This window comes from Sphingomonas sp. G-3-2-10 (assembly GCF_012927115.1).
Taxonomy (GTDB): Bacteria; Pseudomonadota; Alphaproteobacteria; order Sphingomonadales; family Sphingomonadaceae; genus Sphingomonas.
This window is the reverse complement of record NZ_JABBFY010000001.1, coordinates 2,850,805-2,865,238: the sequence shown is the minus strand read 5'-3', so window position 1 is coordinate 2,865,238 and position 14,434 is coordinate 2,850,805. Positions and strand designations below refer to the sequence as shown.

Here is a 14,434-nt window from a genome sequence, read left to right as displayed (position 1 = left end):
ACGCGCTTGAAATGTTGGATTCCACCCGCTTCAATCGGCAGGCTTCAGCTGCTCTTTGAACCCGTCGATCCTTCCGCTCCATCCCGCCAGACAGGGCCGTGAACTGACACACCAAGTGGCACATTAGCCCAAATCGAGCCTCTCCCCGCCGAACATGCGCGATGGTGTAAAGTTAGTGTAAAGTTCGGGCGTTTACCGGCTCTCCGTCGCCTTCATCGTCACTACCGTCTGCGGGTACGGGATCTCGATTCCCTCCTCCTTGAACAGCAGCCACAGCCGGTTGAGCACATCGCTCTTCACATTGCCCACCCCGCTTTCGGGATCGCTGATCCAGGCGAGGATATCGTGCTCCACGCCATATTCGCCGAACGCGGTCAGCCAGACATTGGGTTTGGGATTGGTCAGCACGCGCGGGCTTTCCACCGCGGCGCGCATCATCAGTTCCTGCGCCAGCTTGAGGTCGCAGTCATAGGCAACGCGCACCGGAATGCGGACGCGGACGTTGCGGTCGGTGTACGACCAGTTCTCCACTTCCTGCGTCATCAGATTCTCGTTGGGAATCAAATGCTCCTTGCCGTCGCGGGTGATCACGCTGACCGCGCGCACGCCGATCTTGTTCACCCAGCCGAAGCTCTCGCCCACCACGATCACGTCGCCCGGCTTTATGGAGCGGTCCATCAGCAGGATGATCCCCGCGATCAGATTGCCGATGGTCTTTTGCAGGCCGAAACCGATGGCCAGGCCGAACGCGCCGCTGAACACGGCGAAGGCGGTCAGGTCGATCCCCAGCACGTCGATCCCGACGAAGAAGGCGAGGATGACGACCGCGATCGCGGCGAGCTTCTGGGCGAGCAGCTTCTGGGTCGGATCGAACCCGCGCGAGCGGCCGATCGACAGACCGACGACGCGGTTGACCAGCCGCACCGCCGCAAACAGCAGCACGAAGGTGACGACCACGGTCAGCACTGAAAGCAGGCTGAACCGCATCGAACCCACGTCGATGCCCACGCTGTCGAGGATCGCATTGATCCGCGCCAGCCCGCCCACCGCGCGGCTCAGGATCGCGGTGAAGGCGATCGCGGCCATCGTCCATGCCGCCCAGCGCGGCAGATGAAGCCCGCGAAGGATCGCCACCACCAGCATCGCCACTGCCGCGCCTTCGGCAAAGCCCAGCCCCAGCGCGGCGATCGGCTTCCACGGCCATGAAACGGCGATGATCGCCAGCAGGATCGCCGCGCCGCCGTGTCGCGAAATGGCCGACATGCGCGGCGCAAGCCCCTCCGGGTCCGCGCCGATATGCTCGGACCAGAAGCGTGCCAGCCAGTTGCCCAGCGTTCGCCCGGCATACCAGCCCGCCGCCAGCGCGAGCAGGGCAAGCCCCAGCGCGATGCCTGCTTCGGCCAGTTCGGCATTGCCCGGCAGGGTCAGGCCCTGCGCCGCAAGCCACTGACCAGGCCCGCTCACCGCGCGGCTCCGAACCGGGCGAGACCCGCTTCGAGATCGGCGATCAGATCGTCCGGATCCTCGAGGCCGATCTGAAGGCGGACGACCGGCCCCTCGGCGTGCCATCTGGTCGCGGTGCGGAACCGCTCGGGATCGACCGGGATCGCCAGGCTCTCGAACCCGCCCCAGCTATAGCCGATCCCGAAATGCTCCAGCCCGTCGATGAACGCGGCGCGGGCGGCTTCGTCCCCGCCGTCGAACACGAAGGAGAAGAGCCCGGCGGAACCCCTGAAGTCGCGCACGAACAGCTCGTGCCCCGGACATTCGGGTAGCGCCGGATGGAGCACCCGCGCCACTTCGGGCCGGGTCCGCAGCCAGTGCGCGATCTTCAGCGCGGCTTCGCCGTGATGCTTCATGCGGACCGCCATCGTGCGCAGACCCCGAGAGCCGAGCCAGGCATCATCCGGGCTGGCGGTCTGGCCGAGCTGATAGGTCGCGTCGCGCAGCTTCGCATAATGCCCTTGCGCGGCGGTGACCGAGCCGAGCATGATGTCGGAATGGCCGCCGATATATTTGGTCCCGGCGAGGATCGAATAGTCGATGCCCATCGCAATCGCGGGCAGCAGCAGCGGCGTGGCCCAAGTATTGTCGAGCAGGGTGACGATCCCCCGCGCCTTGGCAACGGCAATGATCGCGGGCAGGTCCTGCACCTCGAAGGTCAGGCTGCCGGGGCTCTCCATGAAGATCGCCTTGGTCTTCTCGGTGCAGAGATCGGCGATGCCCGTGCCGATCAGCGGATCGTAACAGGTGGTGGCGATGCCCATCCGCCGCAGCATCCCGTTGGCGAAATTGCGCGTGGGATCATAGGCGCTGTCGGGCACCAGCAGGTGATCGCCGGGCGACAGCACCGCCAGCAGCGCGCTCGACACCGCCGCCACGCCCGACGGGTAGAGCAGGGTCGCTTCCGCGCCGGGCTCCAGCTCGGTCAGCGCATCGGCCAGCGACCATTGGGTCGGCGTGCCGCGCCGGCCGTAGAACAGGCGGTGATGCGTGTCCTTGCCGCCGGACTCGCGCAGATGGGCGACCGAATCGTAGAGGATGGTCGATGCGCGCCACACTGGCGGGCTGACGATGCCTTGCGTCCATTCCTCGCGCCGCCCGGCGGTGACGATGCGGGTGGCGTCCTTCTTGTCGGTCATGCAGTCGCTTTCGGTGTCTCGGGATCGCCGCCCCATTCGGCCCAGCTGCCGTCGTACAGGCTGGCGGTGTGGCCCAGCAGATGCGCGGCGAAGACCACCACGGCGGCGGTGATTCCCGATCCGCAGGTCGCGGTGACCGGACGCTCGATTTCGATCCCCTCGCTTTCGAACACGGCGCGCAGGGCCGAGTCGCGCTTCCATGTGCCGTCTTCGTGAAAGAAGTCGCGATAGGGCAGGTTGCGCGAGCCCGGGATATGGCCGGGGACCACGCCGGGGCGCGGTTCGGGTTCCTGTCCGGCGAAGCGTGCGGGCGAGCGGGCGTCGACGATCTGGTCGGTCGTCGCCTTCATCTCCGCGAGCGATCGCACGCCCTGCGCCGGGTGGCGTGGGGTGAAGTGACGCAGCTTGGTATTGGCCTCGCCATGTTCGACCGGACGGCCCTCCGCCTTCCATTTGGCCAGCCCGCCATCGAGTATCGCGACATCGGGCGTGCCGAACGCGGTCAGCATGAACCATGCGCGCGCGGCGGTGTGCAGCGGGCTGTCATCATAAAGGACGATGCGGCAGCCATCGCCCAGCCCCAGCGCCGACATCCGGCTGGCCAACTGCTCGGGCGGGGGCATGGTGGAAGGCAGGGGACTGTTCTTGTCGGCAAAGGCGCCGAGATCCATGAACGCCGCGCCGGGGATATGGCCCGCCAGATACTCGGCCTTCGCGTCGCGGCCATGCTCGGGCAGGAACCAGCTCGCATCGGCGATCCTGAGGTCGCGGGCCTCCATTTCGGAAGCCAGCCATTCGGTGCTTACCAGCGCGTCCATCCTGCGATCCCTAGAAGGATGCAAAGCGCGCATCAAACGCTTACATGGCGGCGATGGACGCAAAACATCTCGGCAAGCAATCAGAGCTCCCGGCTTCTCCTGAAGCGGCAGTGCTCGATTATGTTCCCAATCCGCGCGCGGGCACGCGCTATCTGGTGCGCTTTGCCGCGCCGGAGTTCACCTCGCTCTGCCCGATCACCGGCCAGCCCGATTTCGCGCATCTGGTGATCGACTATGTGCCTGGCGAGACAATCGTCGAATCCAAGTCGCTCAAGCTGTTCCTCGGGTCGTTCCGCAATCATGGCGCTTTCCATGAGGATTGCACCGTCGGCATCGGCCAGCGGCTGTTCGACGAGATGAAGCCCGAATGGCTGCGGATCGGCGGATACTGGTATCCGCGCGGCGGGATTCCGATCGACGTGTTCTGGCAGTCGGGCGAGCCGCCGGCGGGCTTGTGGGTGCCGGATCAGGGTGTTCCGGGCTATCGCGGGCGCGGCTGATCGACTCATTTACAGCGTCTGACGCATGTGCGATGCTGCGTTGCAACAAATACGCAACCTAATTGAAAGCCGGGAGTTGGGAGGGGCTGAAAGGCAGGCTGAAAAGCCTCGCTTTAACGATAGTTAGCGGAAGGACAGGGATGGCGCAGCCTATCAACGCTCCGGAACTCCGGCACCTGGCCCTGATCGGCAACTTCCTGCCGCGCAAATGCGGCATCGCAACCTACACCACCGACACCTACAACGCGCTCAAGGGGCGTTTCCCGGACCTGACCGTCGACGTCTATGCGATGGACGATCATCCGGGGCGCTATGCCTATCCCCCCGAAGTGACCGGAGCGATCGCGCAGAACGACCGGGGCGCCTATCTCGACACCGCGCGCCGGATCGAAGCGAGCGGTGCGCAGGCGCTGTGGGTCCAGCACGAATATGGCATCTATGGCGGGCCGGCGGGCGAGCTGCTGATCGCGCTGCTCGATCGCGTCTCAATCCCCGTCATCGCGACGCTGCATACCGTGCTGGAGCGACCGAGCGCGGACGAGCGGCGCGTGATGGAAGCACTGTTGCGCCGCGCCTCGAAGCTGATCGTGATGGCCGAAAAGGGCCGCGACATCCTGACGCGCGTCCACGGCGTGGATAGCCGCAAGATCGAGACGGTGCCGCACGGTGTGCCCGATCGCGTGCTGGCCGACCCCGCGTCGTTCAAGCCGGCCTTTGGCTGGGAAGGGCGCGAAGTCATCCTGACCTTCGGTCTGCTGGCGCCGAACAAGGGCATCGAATCGATGATCGAGGCGATGCCCGCGATCGTCGCGCAGCACCCCCGGGCGCTCTACGTCGTGCTGGGGGCGACGCACCCCAATCTCGTCGCGCATGAAGGCGAGGTCTATCGCGAGCGGCTGACTGCGCTGGCTGCCGAACGCGGCGTAGCGGACCATGTCCAGTTCATCGACGCATTCGTCGAGCAGGACGAGCTGATCGACTATCTGCAGGGGGCGGACATTTATGCAACGCCTTACACCAACCCCGCGCAGATCACTTCGGGCACGCTGTCCTACGCCGTCGGCGTGGGCAAGGCGGTGGTTTCCACGCCCTATGTCCATGCGACCGAGATCCTGGCGGACGGGCATGGCGTGCTGGTCGGCTTCGAGGACAGCGCGGGCTTTGCGCGCGAGATCGGGCGCCTGCTGAGCGACGGCAACGCGCGGGCGGAGCTGTCGGCACGGGCCTATGCACGCGGGCGGACGATGTTGTGGCCGCGGCTGGCCGAACAGGCGGTGGCGGGAATCGAGGGCCTGCTGGGAAAAAAGCCCCGGCGCATCGCGAAGCCGGCGGCTGAGTTGCCGGCGCTGACGCCCGACATCGCAGCAGTCGAGCGGATGAGCGATGCGACGGGCATGCTCCAGCATTCGATCTATTCGATCCCCGATCGCCGCCACGGCTATTGCATCGACGACAATGCGCGGGCGCTGATCCTGATGAGCCAGCTGGCCGAAATCGATGCCGGGCTGCGCGACAAATGGACGACGGTCTATTCCAGCTTCGTCCAGCACGCCTGGAATCCCGATGCACGCCGGTTCCGCAACTTCATGAATTTCGATCGCAGCTGGTGCGAGGACGCCGGTTCGGAGGATTCGAACGGCCGGGCGATCTGGGCGCTGGGCGTGACCGCGCGCGATGCGAAGGCGCTGAAGCATCGCGACTGGGCGTCGGCGATGTTCGACATGACCGCGTCGATCGCGCTCGAGCTGGGCAGCCCGCGCGCCCACGCCTTCGCCATGCTCGGCGCGTCGGCGATGCTCGAGGCGCATCCGGGCCATTCGCTGTCGAAGCAGATACTGACGCGCTTCGGCGAGGAACTGATCGCGCTGCTCGACGCCGCGCGGCGGCCCGAATGGCAATGGTTCGAGATCGTTCTGGCCTACGATAACGCCCGGCTGCCCGAGGCGCTGCTGCGCGCGGGCAAGGTGCTGGGGCGTAGCGAGTTCGTCAGTGTCGGGCTGGAAACGCTCGAATGGATCGTCTCGCGCCAGACCTCGCCGGACGGACGCTTCCGCGCCGTGGGCACCGAGAGCTTCGGCCGCGCCTATCAGGAGCCGATGCAATTCGACCAGCAGCCGCTGGAGGCGCAGGCCACGATCGATGCGTGCGTCGCCGCGCTCGACGCAACCGGCGAGCCGCGCTGGAGCGAGGAAGCAATGCGTGCCTATCGCTGGTACCTCGGATCGAACGACCTCGATCTGCCGCTGGCGACGGTGCAGGACGGCGGCTGTTTCGACGGTCTGATGCCGACGGGCCTGAATCGCAATCAGGGCGCGGAGTCGATTTTGGCACTGCAACTGGCCAGCTGTGCGATTTCGAGGCTTTCAAAGGTCCGGACGATCGTGGCAGGACCGGAACGCGTCGTCGCCTGACCTCCCATAAAGCCGGTTCGCGGGGGCGGCCAAAATCCGGAGGGTATGAATGCTGGAACTGTTCAACCACGCGCTGCGGCTGAAGGCCGATCCTTCGCGCGTGGTGGTCCGGCCCTTTCATATCGCCTGGCAGTCCGATGGCACGGGGCCGAGCCGCAGCGAGCGGCTGGTGCGCGAAGTGCTCGACATGTCGCCCGGCGAGGCGCGCCAGCAGCTCGAAATCGTGCTCAAGGATTTCGAAGCGCGTCACTGGCAGACGCGGCGCGTGTTCATGACCCGCTATGACGAGATCGAGGGGATGCTTGGTCTCGACGGCAGCCAGATCGGCGACGAGAAGCGGCAGCTGATCGGCGCCTATTTCTGCCACGAATACAGCTATGCCGCCGCTGCGCTGATGAACCCCAGCGCGGTGCCGCATTACGATCAGTCGGGCATGCCCAAGGGATCGCTGCGCATCCTGATGAGTCTGCGCGCGGTGGGCGAGGGCCATATCTCGTCGGTGGCGTTCCGCGAGGGAATCATCACGTCCAAGAACCAGCTGACGCTGGCGCCCGAACCGCCCTTCGCGACGGCCGCGGATTCGCACGAGGACGAAGATCATATCCCCGAGGGACCGGTGACGGTCTATCGCCACCGCGACTCCACGCTTTCGGGCACGGTCATCTTCCCGATCACCCGCGCCCAGTCCAACGGGCTGGAGGATCTGCGCATCTGTCACTTCCATCACGACGACGGGAGCGAGGAATGGATCGGCACCTACACCGCCTATAACGGATCGCAGATCCAGTCCGAGCTGCTGATGACTCGCGACTGGCGCGAATTCCAGCTGGTGCCGATGACCGGCAGCGCGGCGCGGAACAAGGGCATGGCGCTGTTCCCGCGCAAGGTGGGCGGCAAGTACATGATGCTCGGCCGGCAGGATGGCGAGAACATCTTTCTCCATTCCTCCGACACCATCACCCATTGGGAGGGCGGCGAGAAATTGCTGACCCCGCACTATCCGTGGGAGCTGGTGCAGATGGGCAATTGCGGCCCGCCGATCGAGACCGAAGCGGGCTGGCTGGTGCTGACCCACGGCGTCGGCGCGATGCGCAAATACTCGATCGGCGCGGCGTTGCTCGACCTGGACGATCCCTCGAAGGTGATCGGGCGGACCAAGGATCCGATCCTCGCCGCCGCCGATCAGGACCGCGAAGGCTATGTGCCCAACGTGGTCTATACCTGCGGCGCGATCCGGCACGGGGACAAATTGTTCATCCCCTATGGCGTCGCGGACAGTTCGGTCGCCTTCGCCTTCGTGCCGATCAAGTCGCTGCTCGATCAGATGCGTTAGCGCAGCAGGCGAGAGCGAATTCCGCGCCCGCAAAATCAGGAGCCCGGACCTGTAATATTGCCGCGTGAGACGGGCGCCGGTTGACACGGTTGACACCAATATTGCGAAAAACCGGCTTCCGGCAAAAACGCGATTCGGACGAATTCAAAGAGCGGCGAGGCTTGCCCCGGCCCCTGCGAGCGGAGCAGGCGAAATCCAACATTGCAAGCTTCGCCCAAGGTCGAACCCGGAGGACGGCGATATTCCAGCGCCGTGCGAGTTCTCGCCCTAGCGCGCCTTCTTCTTCGTATAGGCGTAGAGGAAGGCGGTGAGCGCGAGGAAGACCAAAGTGCCGCCGACCAGCGCATAGGTCGCGAAGTCCGGACCGGCGAGCGCCAGCGGCGCATCGGTGCCGGTTTCATAGACGATGCCGGCGTAAAGAACCCCGAACAGGCTGTCGCCGACGATCATGCCGGTGGCCATCAGCACGCCCATCCGCTTGGCGAACTCCGGGTCGCGGGCCTTGTCGGCGGCGCGATCGTAGAAATAGCCCAACACCGCGCCGACCGCGACGGTGAGCGTCACTGCCATCGGCAGATAGATGCCCAGACCCACGGCGAGCGGGGGCAGGCGATGCTTGCTGACGCGCGCCAGCACTTCGTCGATCACGATGATGCCCAGGCCGATCAGTGCGCCTACGCCGATCAGGTTCCAGTCGAGATCGCCGCCGAGCACGCCCTTGGCGAGCGACGAGATCAGCGCGGCTTGCGGCGCGGCCAACGCGCTGTCGCCGGCGCCGGGCATGCCCGCGAAGCCGAACGACGCATGGAGGACGCTGAGCACCGGCGGGATGACAAGGCTGCCGAAGATCACGCCGAAGACGAGCGCGAGCTGCTGCTTCCACGGCGTCGCGCCGACGAGCTGGCCGGTCTTGAGATCCTGAAGATTGTCGTTCGAGATGGTCGCGACGCCGAAGACGACGCCGGTGACGATCAGCGCATAGGCGATCAGCGCCTGAGTGGTGCCCGGATCGACATCGCGGCCGAACATCGCGACGAGCAGCAGCGACGAAGCGAGGATGGCGAGGATGCCGACGCCCGAGACCGGACTGTTCGACGCGCCGACAAGGCCTGCCATGTAACCGCACACCGCCGCGATCACGAGGCCGATGACCAGCACGAACAACAGCGAACCGGCGATCAGCGGGATGGCCGAAGCGGCGAGCGGACCGCCCGCGATCACATCCCACAACAGCCAGGCGATCGGCACCATCACCGCGAGCGAGACGAGGCCGACGGTGCGGGCGGAAATGTCGCGTTCGGTGAGTGCGATGCCTTCGCCGCCTCGCGCCGCCTTCGATGCTGCGAGCGACGAGCGGATGCCGCCGACGACGGGACCGGCGATCTTGAGCAGGGTCCAGATCGCCGCAATGCCGATCGTGCCCGCGCCGAGGAAGCGGACTTCGCTGCGGAAGATGGTGCTGGCGACTTCCTCCGCCGCGCCGGGGACGCCCGCGCTGAGGATCGGGAGCGCGACCCACCAGCCAAGCGCGATGCCGACGATCATCGCGAAGCCCACAGTGAGCCCGATCAGATGCCCCGCGCCGATCAGGGCGAACGAGAGGCCGCCGATGACGCCGGTCGCGCCCGAGCCGACCTTGAAGAAGGTCGCCGCTTCCTCGACCGCGAGGCGCATCCGCGTGATGAGTGCGAAGCCCGCGGCGACGATCGAGCTGACCACGATCAGGGTCAGGCCCTTGCTGCTCTCCTCCGCGCCTTCGCGGCTGCCCGCGCCCACCTTGAGCACTTCGGCGGCGGCGCGGCCTTCGGGATAGGGGAGTTCGGGCGAATCGACGATCAGCGCCCGGCGCAGCGGAACCGAGAACATAACGCCCAGGATGCCGCCGGTCATGGTGATCGCGGCGGTGGTCACATAGGGGAAGCCGCTCCACCAGCCGATCATGACGAGGCCCGGCAGCACGAAGATGATCGCTGCCAGCGTGCCCGCCGCGCTGGCGACCGTCTGGACGATATTGTTCTCGAGGATCGAGCTATTGGGCAGGAAGCGCAGGATCGCCATCGAGATCACCGCCGCCGGGATCGACGTCGCGAAGGTCAGGCCGATCTTGAGCCCGAGATAGACGTTCGCCGCCGTGAACAGGATCGTGATGAGCCCCCCGAGCAGGATGGCGCGGAACGTGAATTCGGCGATCGGGCGAGTGGGTGCGGTGGCCATTATCGGGCTGCTCCGGAGCGTTCGGGACGGACGGTCATGGGATCGGGAAAGCCAGTGTCGCGAAAGTCCGGCAGACTCTGCTCGAAATCCCGGCGCGTTCCAGCGGCAAATTTACCCGTCCCGGACAGATTCCGTTCGGGAAACCGAGGTTGCGAGAGTGCGCGCATCGCCGCATCGTGACAGCGGAAGTCCGTGGAGGACAGTATTTTCTTGAGGGGCTCGGGCGATGCGGATCGGGTTTGCGGCATGGACTGCGGGGCTGGCGATCATGGCGTCGGGCGCGCATGCCCAGACGGTGACGCCGGTGACGCGCGATCTCCGGATCCTGACCGGAACCAGCGGCAATGTGGTGATGATGCGCACGAAGGACGGCGTGCTGATCGTCGATGACCAACGGCCGGCCGACGTGCCCGAGATCGTCGCGGCGGCGCGAGCGGCGTTCGACCTGCCGGTGCGCAGCGTGATCAATACCCATTGGCATATGGATCACAGCGGCGGGAACGAGGCTTTCCGCAAGGCCGGGGCGACGGTGATCGCGCACCGCAACGTCTGCATCCGGCGCAGCACCGACCAGTTCATGCCGGCATACAACCGCACCATCCCCGCAGCGGCTTCGGGCGCACTGCCCGACATGCTGTTCGACGCCGGACTGACCCTGTTCGTCGAGGACGAGGTCGTGACGCTGACCCACGCGCCGGCGGCGCATACCGATGGCGATGTGATCGTCCGGTTCGCCCGGGCGAATGTGATCCATATGGGCGATCTCTATTTCAATGGCATCTGGCCGTTCATCGATCGTGCGAGTGGCGGCAGCGTGCAGGGGGTGATCCGGTCGGTCGATCTGGCGCTGGGCATCGCGGACGCGGGGACGGTGATCGTGCCTGCGCACGGCCCCCTGTCCGACCGGGCGGGGTTGAAGCGCTATCGCGTGATGCTGATCGAAGTGACGGCGGCGGTGCGGCGGCAGATCGCGAAGGGAGAGACGCGGGATCAGGTCGTGGCAGCGAAACCCGCGGCTGCGTGGCGCGCGGGGATGGTCGGAAATGAGGACGGGTTTGTCGGGGCGGTTTATGACAGCCTGAAGGGGGAAGGCGCCAGCGCCCCCGCAATTCCTGCCGCAGGATCGTGCGGCTAGCGGCCCTTGAACAGCCCGCCCAGAATTCCCCGTACCAAGCCCCCGACCAGGCTTGCGCCGACACCGCTTTTCTTGCCGAAAACCGCCTTGGAAACTTCGCCCGCCACCGCGCGGCCTGCGGCTGAGGAGGCGCTGCGGGTGGCGGAGGTGATGGCGCGGTTCCACGGATTGTTGGCGGCTTCGCGTTCGGCCTGGCGCTGGGCCTGGGCGTCGAGCCGGGCCTGACGGTCCGCGTCCCGCTGTTGCGCGATGCGGGCGCGTTCGGCTTCCTTGGCGAGCCGGGCGTCTTCCTTCTGCTGCGCGGCGGCGGCCTTGTCGGCTTCGGTCTTCGCGGCGGCTTCGGCAGCGGCGGCGCTGGCTTCGGCACCCTTGGCGGCGAGCAGTTCCTCGGCGGATTCGCGGTCTACAGCCGTGTCGTATTTGTCGGCGACGGCGTCGGTCTGGACCAGAACGCCGCGCTCGACGGGCGTGATCGGGCCGACGCGCGAGCGGGGCGGTTTGATCAGAGTGCGTTCGACCGGCGAAGGCGCACCGTCGGGCTGGAGCAGCGAGACGAGCGCTTCGCCGACCTTCAGTTCGGTGATCGCGGTGGTAACGTCGACGCCCGGATTGGCGCGGAACGTCTCGGCGGCGGCCTTCACCGCGGCCTGATCGCGCGGGGTGAAGGCGCGCAACGCGTGCTGCACGCGGTTGCCGAGCTGGCCCGCGACGGTGTCGGGGATGTCGATCGGGTTCTGGGTGATGAAATAGACCCCGACGCCCTTCGAGCGGATCAGGCGGACGACCTGCTCGACCTTTTCCAGCAGCGCCTTGGGTGCGTCGTTGAACAGGAGGTGCGCCTCGTCGAAGAAGAAGCAGAGCACCGGTTTTTCGGGATCGCCGACTTCGGGAAGCGATTCGAACAGCTGGCTGAGCATCCACAGCAGGAAGGTGGCGTAGAGGCGCGGCGAGGCCATCAGCTTGTCGGCGGCGAGGATGTTGACCACGCCGCGGCCCTTGTCGTCGGTGGCGAGGAAGTCGCTCATGCTCAGTGCGGGTTCGCCGAAGAACGCCTCGGCGCCCTGCGAGCGGAGCTGAAGCAGCGAGCGCTGGATCGCGCCGACCGATTGCTTCGAGACGTTGCCGTAGGTGGTGGTCAGCTCGTCCGCCCGTTCCGCGCAATGTGCGAGCATCGACTGGAGATCGTCGAGATCGAGGATCAGCAGCCCTTCCTTGTCGGCGACGGTGAAGGCGATGGTCAGCACGCCTTCCTGCACGTCGTTCAGGTCCATCAGCCGGGCGAGGAGCAGCGGCCCCATCTCGCTGATCGTGGTGCGGATCGGGTGGCCCTGCTGGCCGTACAGGTCCCACAGCTGGGCGGGATTGTCGCCATAGGCCCAGTCGGCATAGCCGATCTCGGCGGCGCGGGCGGCGAATATCTCGTGGGTCTTGCCTGTGGGCGATCCGGCCATAGCGAGGCCGGACAGGTCGCCCTTCACATCGGCGACGAAGGTGGGGACGCCGGCGGCCGAGAGGCTTTCGATGATGCCCTGAATCGTGACGGTCTTGCCGGTGCCGGTGGCGCCCGCGATCAGGCCGTGGCGGTTGGCGCGCTTGAGGACCAGATCGATCGGCTTTCCGCCGCCCTGACCAATGAAGATCCCCGTGCCGTCCGTCATCGCCATGCTCCCGATTGGAGCCCTAGCCATGCGCCAGAGCAATGCGGCTCGCAAGGGATGCCGGGCAGCGGGTCTTGGCAAACAAAAAGGCCGGAGCGTGAGCCCCGGCCTTTCCTGTTTCGCTGACGCCCGGTTCAGCCTGCGATATCGAGCGGGACGAACTGGCCGAAGTTGCGGCGCTGGACATAGATCAGGACCTGCTTGCGCCCCGCACTCCTGGTGGCGGCGACGATCTTGGCGACGTCGCTGCCGTTGGTGACCGGCGTGCGGTTGACCGAGACGATCACATCGCCGCGCTGCAGGCCCTTGGCCGCGGCGTCGCTCGACGGATCCACCCGATCGATCACCACGCCCTGAGTCCGCGGATCGACGCGGAGCTCCTGCGCGATGCCGGGGGTCAGCGGGATGACGCTGACACCGAGCGATGCCGATGCGGTGCTATCCGCACCCGCACTGGGAGCACCACTATTGTCCTCGGGATCGAAATTGTTCGCGGCGAGCTGCTCGTCGGTCGGGCGGGTGCCGACGGTGACGGTCAGGGGGACGTTCTTGCCGTCGCGAACGACGACGATCGGCACGCGGGTACCGGGCTTCAGATTGGCGACCAGATAGCTGAGCGTCTGGTCGCGGGTGACGTCCTTGTCGCCGACCTTCACGATCACGTCGCCCTGCTTCACGCCGGCCTTGTCGGCGGCCTGGCCCGGCTCGACGCGCGAGATCAGCGTGCCGCGGCCCTTGGGCACGTCGAGCGCGGTCGCGATGTCGTCGGTCACGTCCTGCATCACCACGCCGAGATAGCCGCGGGTGACGCTGCCGCCCTTCATCAGCGTGTCGATGATCGGGCGCGCATCTTCGGCCGGAATGGCGAAGCCGATGCCGACATTGCCGCCGGTGGGCGAGAGGATCTGCGAATTGATGCCGATCACATTGCCCGAGAGATCGAACATCGGGCCGCCCGAATTGCCGCGGTTGATCGACGCGTCGGTCTGGATGAAGCGGTCGTTCGCGCCGCCCTGCCCGGTGACGCGATGGACCGCCGAGATGATTCCGGCGGTAACCGAGCCGCCCAGACCGAACGGGTTGCCGATCGCGACCACCCAGTCGCCGACGCGCGCCTTCGACGAATCGCCGAAGCGGACGAAGGGGAGGTCCTTGCCGTCGATCTTGAGCACCGCGAGATCCGATCCGGGATCGCGGCCGACCAGCGTGGCGGTGTATTCGCGGTTATCGGGCAGCGTCACCTTGATCGATTCGACCACCGCGCCGCGCGCGCCGGCCGAGATCACATGGTTGTTGGTGACGATATAGCCGTCGGCCGAGATGATGAAGCCCGAGCCGAGCGACTCGGCGGGGCGGGTGACCTGCTGGCCGTTCGGCGCCTGAGGCTGTTGCGGGACCATCCGCTCGAGCGGGGTGCCGGCGAAGGGATTGGTGTTCACCGGCACGCGCTGGGTGGTCGAGATGTTGACCACCGCGGGCTGGAGCTTGGCGACCATGTCGGCGAAGCTCATCGGCGCGCCGGGGCGGGGCGCCGAGGCGACTTCGATCGCGCCGGGCTCGTTCTGCGCGGTCTGCGCGCCGGCGGGCTGGTGGATGGCAAGCGTTGCCGCCGTGCCGCTGAGCAGCACGGCGGTGGCAAGGGCATAGGCGTAACGCACGGGGGCAATCCTCTTCAATCGGGCCTCCAAACAGGCAAGTCAGGTGCAGCGTTCGTCCGGGAGTC

The 14,434-nt window shown here is 66.5% G+C and carries 10 protein-coding genes; 4 read left to right on the top strand and 6 right to left on the bottom strand.

Annotation, left to right across the window (positions count from 1 at the left end):
* Nucleotides 1-192: 192 nt before the first annotated feature.
* Genes HHL13_RS14400 through HHL13_RS14390 form a run of 3 tightly spaced genes read right to left on the bottom strand, consistent with a single transcriptional unit; the run spans nucleotide 193 to nucleotide 3,460 of the window.
* A complete protein-coding gene (locus HHL13_RS14400) occupies nucleotides 193-1,464 on the bottom strand; it encodes a mechanosensitive ion channel domain-containing protein (RefSeq protein ID WP_346775562.1) in 1,272 nt (423 codons plus the stop codon).
* Nucleotides 1,461-2,642: a cystathionine beta-lyase gene (metC, locus tag HHL13_RS14395; protein ID WP_169556315.1), complete on the bottom strand. Its 1,182-nt coding sequence runs from the start codon at nucleotides 2,640-2,642 to the stop codon at nucleotides 1,461-1,463. The genes HHL13_RS14400 and metC overlap by 4 nt, the downstream gene beginning before the upstream one ends.
* Nucleotides 2,639-3,460 (bottom strand): sulfurtransferase, encoded by an 822-nt coding sequence (locus tag HHL13_RS14390; protein ID WP_169556314.1) that lies wholly within the window; start codon nucleotides 3,458-3,460, stop codon nucleotides 2,639-2,641. Before HHL13_RS14390 ends, metC begins: the two co-directional genes overlap by 4 nt.
* A 53-nt stretch (nucleotides 3,461-3,513) precedes the next feature.
* On the opposite strand from HHL13_RS14390, the gene queF reads away from it, so the two are divergent.
* The 3 genes from queF (at nucleotide 3,514) to HHL13_RS14375 (ending at nucleotide 7,704) form a co-directional block, all read left to right on the top strand.
* On the top strand, nucleotides 3,514-3,960 hold the full coding sequence (queF, locus tag HHL13_RS14385) for a preQ(1) synthase (protein WP_169556313.1): 447 nt from the start codon (nucleotides 3,514-3,516) through the stop codon (nucleotides 3,958-3,960).
* A gap of 140 nt (nucleotides 3,961-4,100) precedes the next feature.
* On the top strand, nucleotides 4,101-6,371 hold the full coding sequence (locus tag HHL13_RS14380; RefSeq protein ID WP_169556312.1) for a glycosyltransferase family 4 protein: 2,271 nt from the start codon (nucleotides 4,101-4,103) through the stop codon (nucleotides 6,369-6,371).
* A 49-nt stretch (nucleotides 6,372-6,420) separates the two neighbouring features.
* Nucleotides 6,421-7,704 carry a glycoside hydrolase family 130 protein gene (locus HHL13_RS14375; protein ID WP_169556311.1) on the top strand — a complete coding sequence of 428 codons (1,284 nt, stop codon included), beginning with the start codon at nucleotides 6,421-6,423 and terminating at the stop codon, nucleotides 7,702-7,704.
* 267 nt (nucleotides 7,705-7,971) lie between these two features.
* Here the strand turns inward: HHL13_RS14375 and HHL13_RS14370 are convergent, their stop codons facing one another.
* Entirely contained in the window at nucleotides 7,972-9,918 is a 1,947-nt protein-coding gene (locus tag HHL13_RS14370; RefSeq protein ID WP_169556310.1) for an oligopeptide transporter, OPT family, read from the bottom strand.
* A 226-nt stretch (nucleotides 9,919-10,144) separates the two neighbouring features.
* On the opposite strand from HHL13_RS14370, the gene HHL13_RS14365 reads away from it, so the two are divergent.
* Complete coding sequence (locus tag HHL13_RS14365; RefSeq protein WP_169556309.1) at nucleotides 10,145-11,053, top strand: MBL fold metallo-hydrolase; 909 nt, start codon at nucleotides 10,145-10,147, stop codon at nucleotides 11,051-11,053.
* Here HHL13_RS14365 and HHL13_RS14360 read toward each other — a convergent pair.
* Entirely contained in the window at nucleotides 11,050-12,711 is a 1,662-nt protein-coding gene (locus tag HHL13_RS14360; RefSeq protein WP_169556977.1) for a helicase HerA-like domain-containing protein, read from the bottom strand. The genes HHL13_RS14365 and HHL13_RS14360 overlap by 4 nt on opposite strands.
* A gap of 134 nt (nucleotides 12,712-12,845) precedes the next feature.
* A complete protein-coding gene (locus HHL13_RS14355) occupies nucleotides 12,846-14,369 on the bottom strand; it encodes a Do family serine endopeptidase (protein ID WP_169556976.1) in 1,524 nt (507 codons plus the stop codon).
* Nucleotides 14,370-14,434: the final 65 nt, after the last annotated feature.

What these genes read in the sequence shown, in the direction of transcription:
- HHL13_RS14380 (WP_169556312.1), top strand. Translation starts at nt 4,101, where the DNA reads ATGGCGCAGCCTATCAACGCTCCGGAACTCCGGCACCTGGCCCTGATC.
- HHL13_RS14365 (WP_169556309.1), top strand. Translation starts at nt 10,145, where the DNA reads ATGCGGATCGGGTTTGCGGCATGGACTGCGGGGCTGGCGATCATGGCG.
- HHL13_RS14360 (WP_169556977.1), bottom strand. Translation starts at nt 12,711, where the DNA reads ATGACGGACGGCACGGGGATCTTCATTGGTCAGGGCGGCGGAAAGCCG.
- HHL13_RS14375 (WP_169556311.1), top strand. Translation starts at nt 6,421, where the DNA reads ATGCTGGAACTGTTCAACCACGCGCTGCGGCTGAAGGCCGATCCTTCG.
- metC (WP_169556315.1), bottom strand. Translation starts at nt 2,642, where the DNA reads ATGACCGACAAGAAGGACGCCACCCGCATCGTCACCGCCGGGCGGCGC.
- HHL13_RS14390 (WP_169556314.1), bottom strand. Translation starts at nt 3,460, where the DNA reads ATGGACGCGCTGGTAAGCACCGAATGGCTGGCTTCCGAAATGGAGGCC.
- queF (WP_169556313.1), top strand. Translation starts at nt 3,514, where the DNA reads ATGGACGCAAAACATCTCGGCAAGCAATCAGAGCTCCCGGCTTCTCCT.
- HHL13_RS14370 (WP_169556310.1), bottom strand. Translation starts at nt 9,918, where the DNA reads ATGGCCACCGCACCCACTCGCCCGATCGCCGAATTCACGTTCCGCGCC.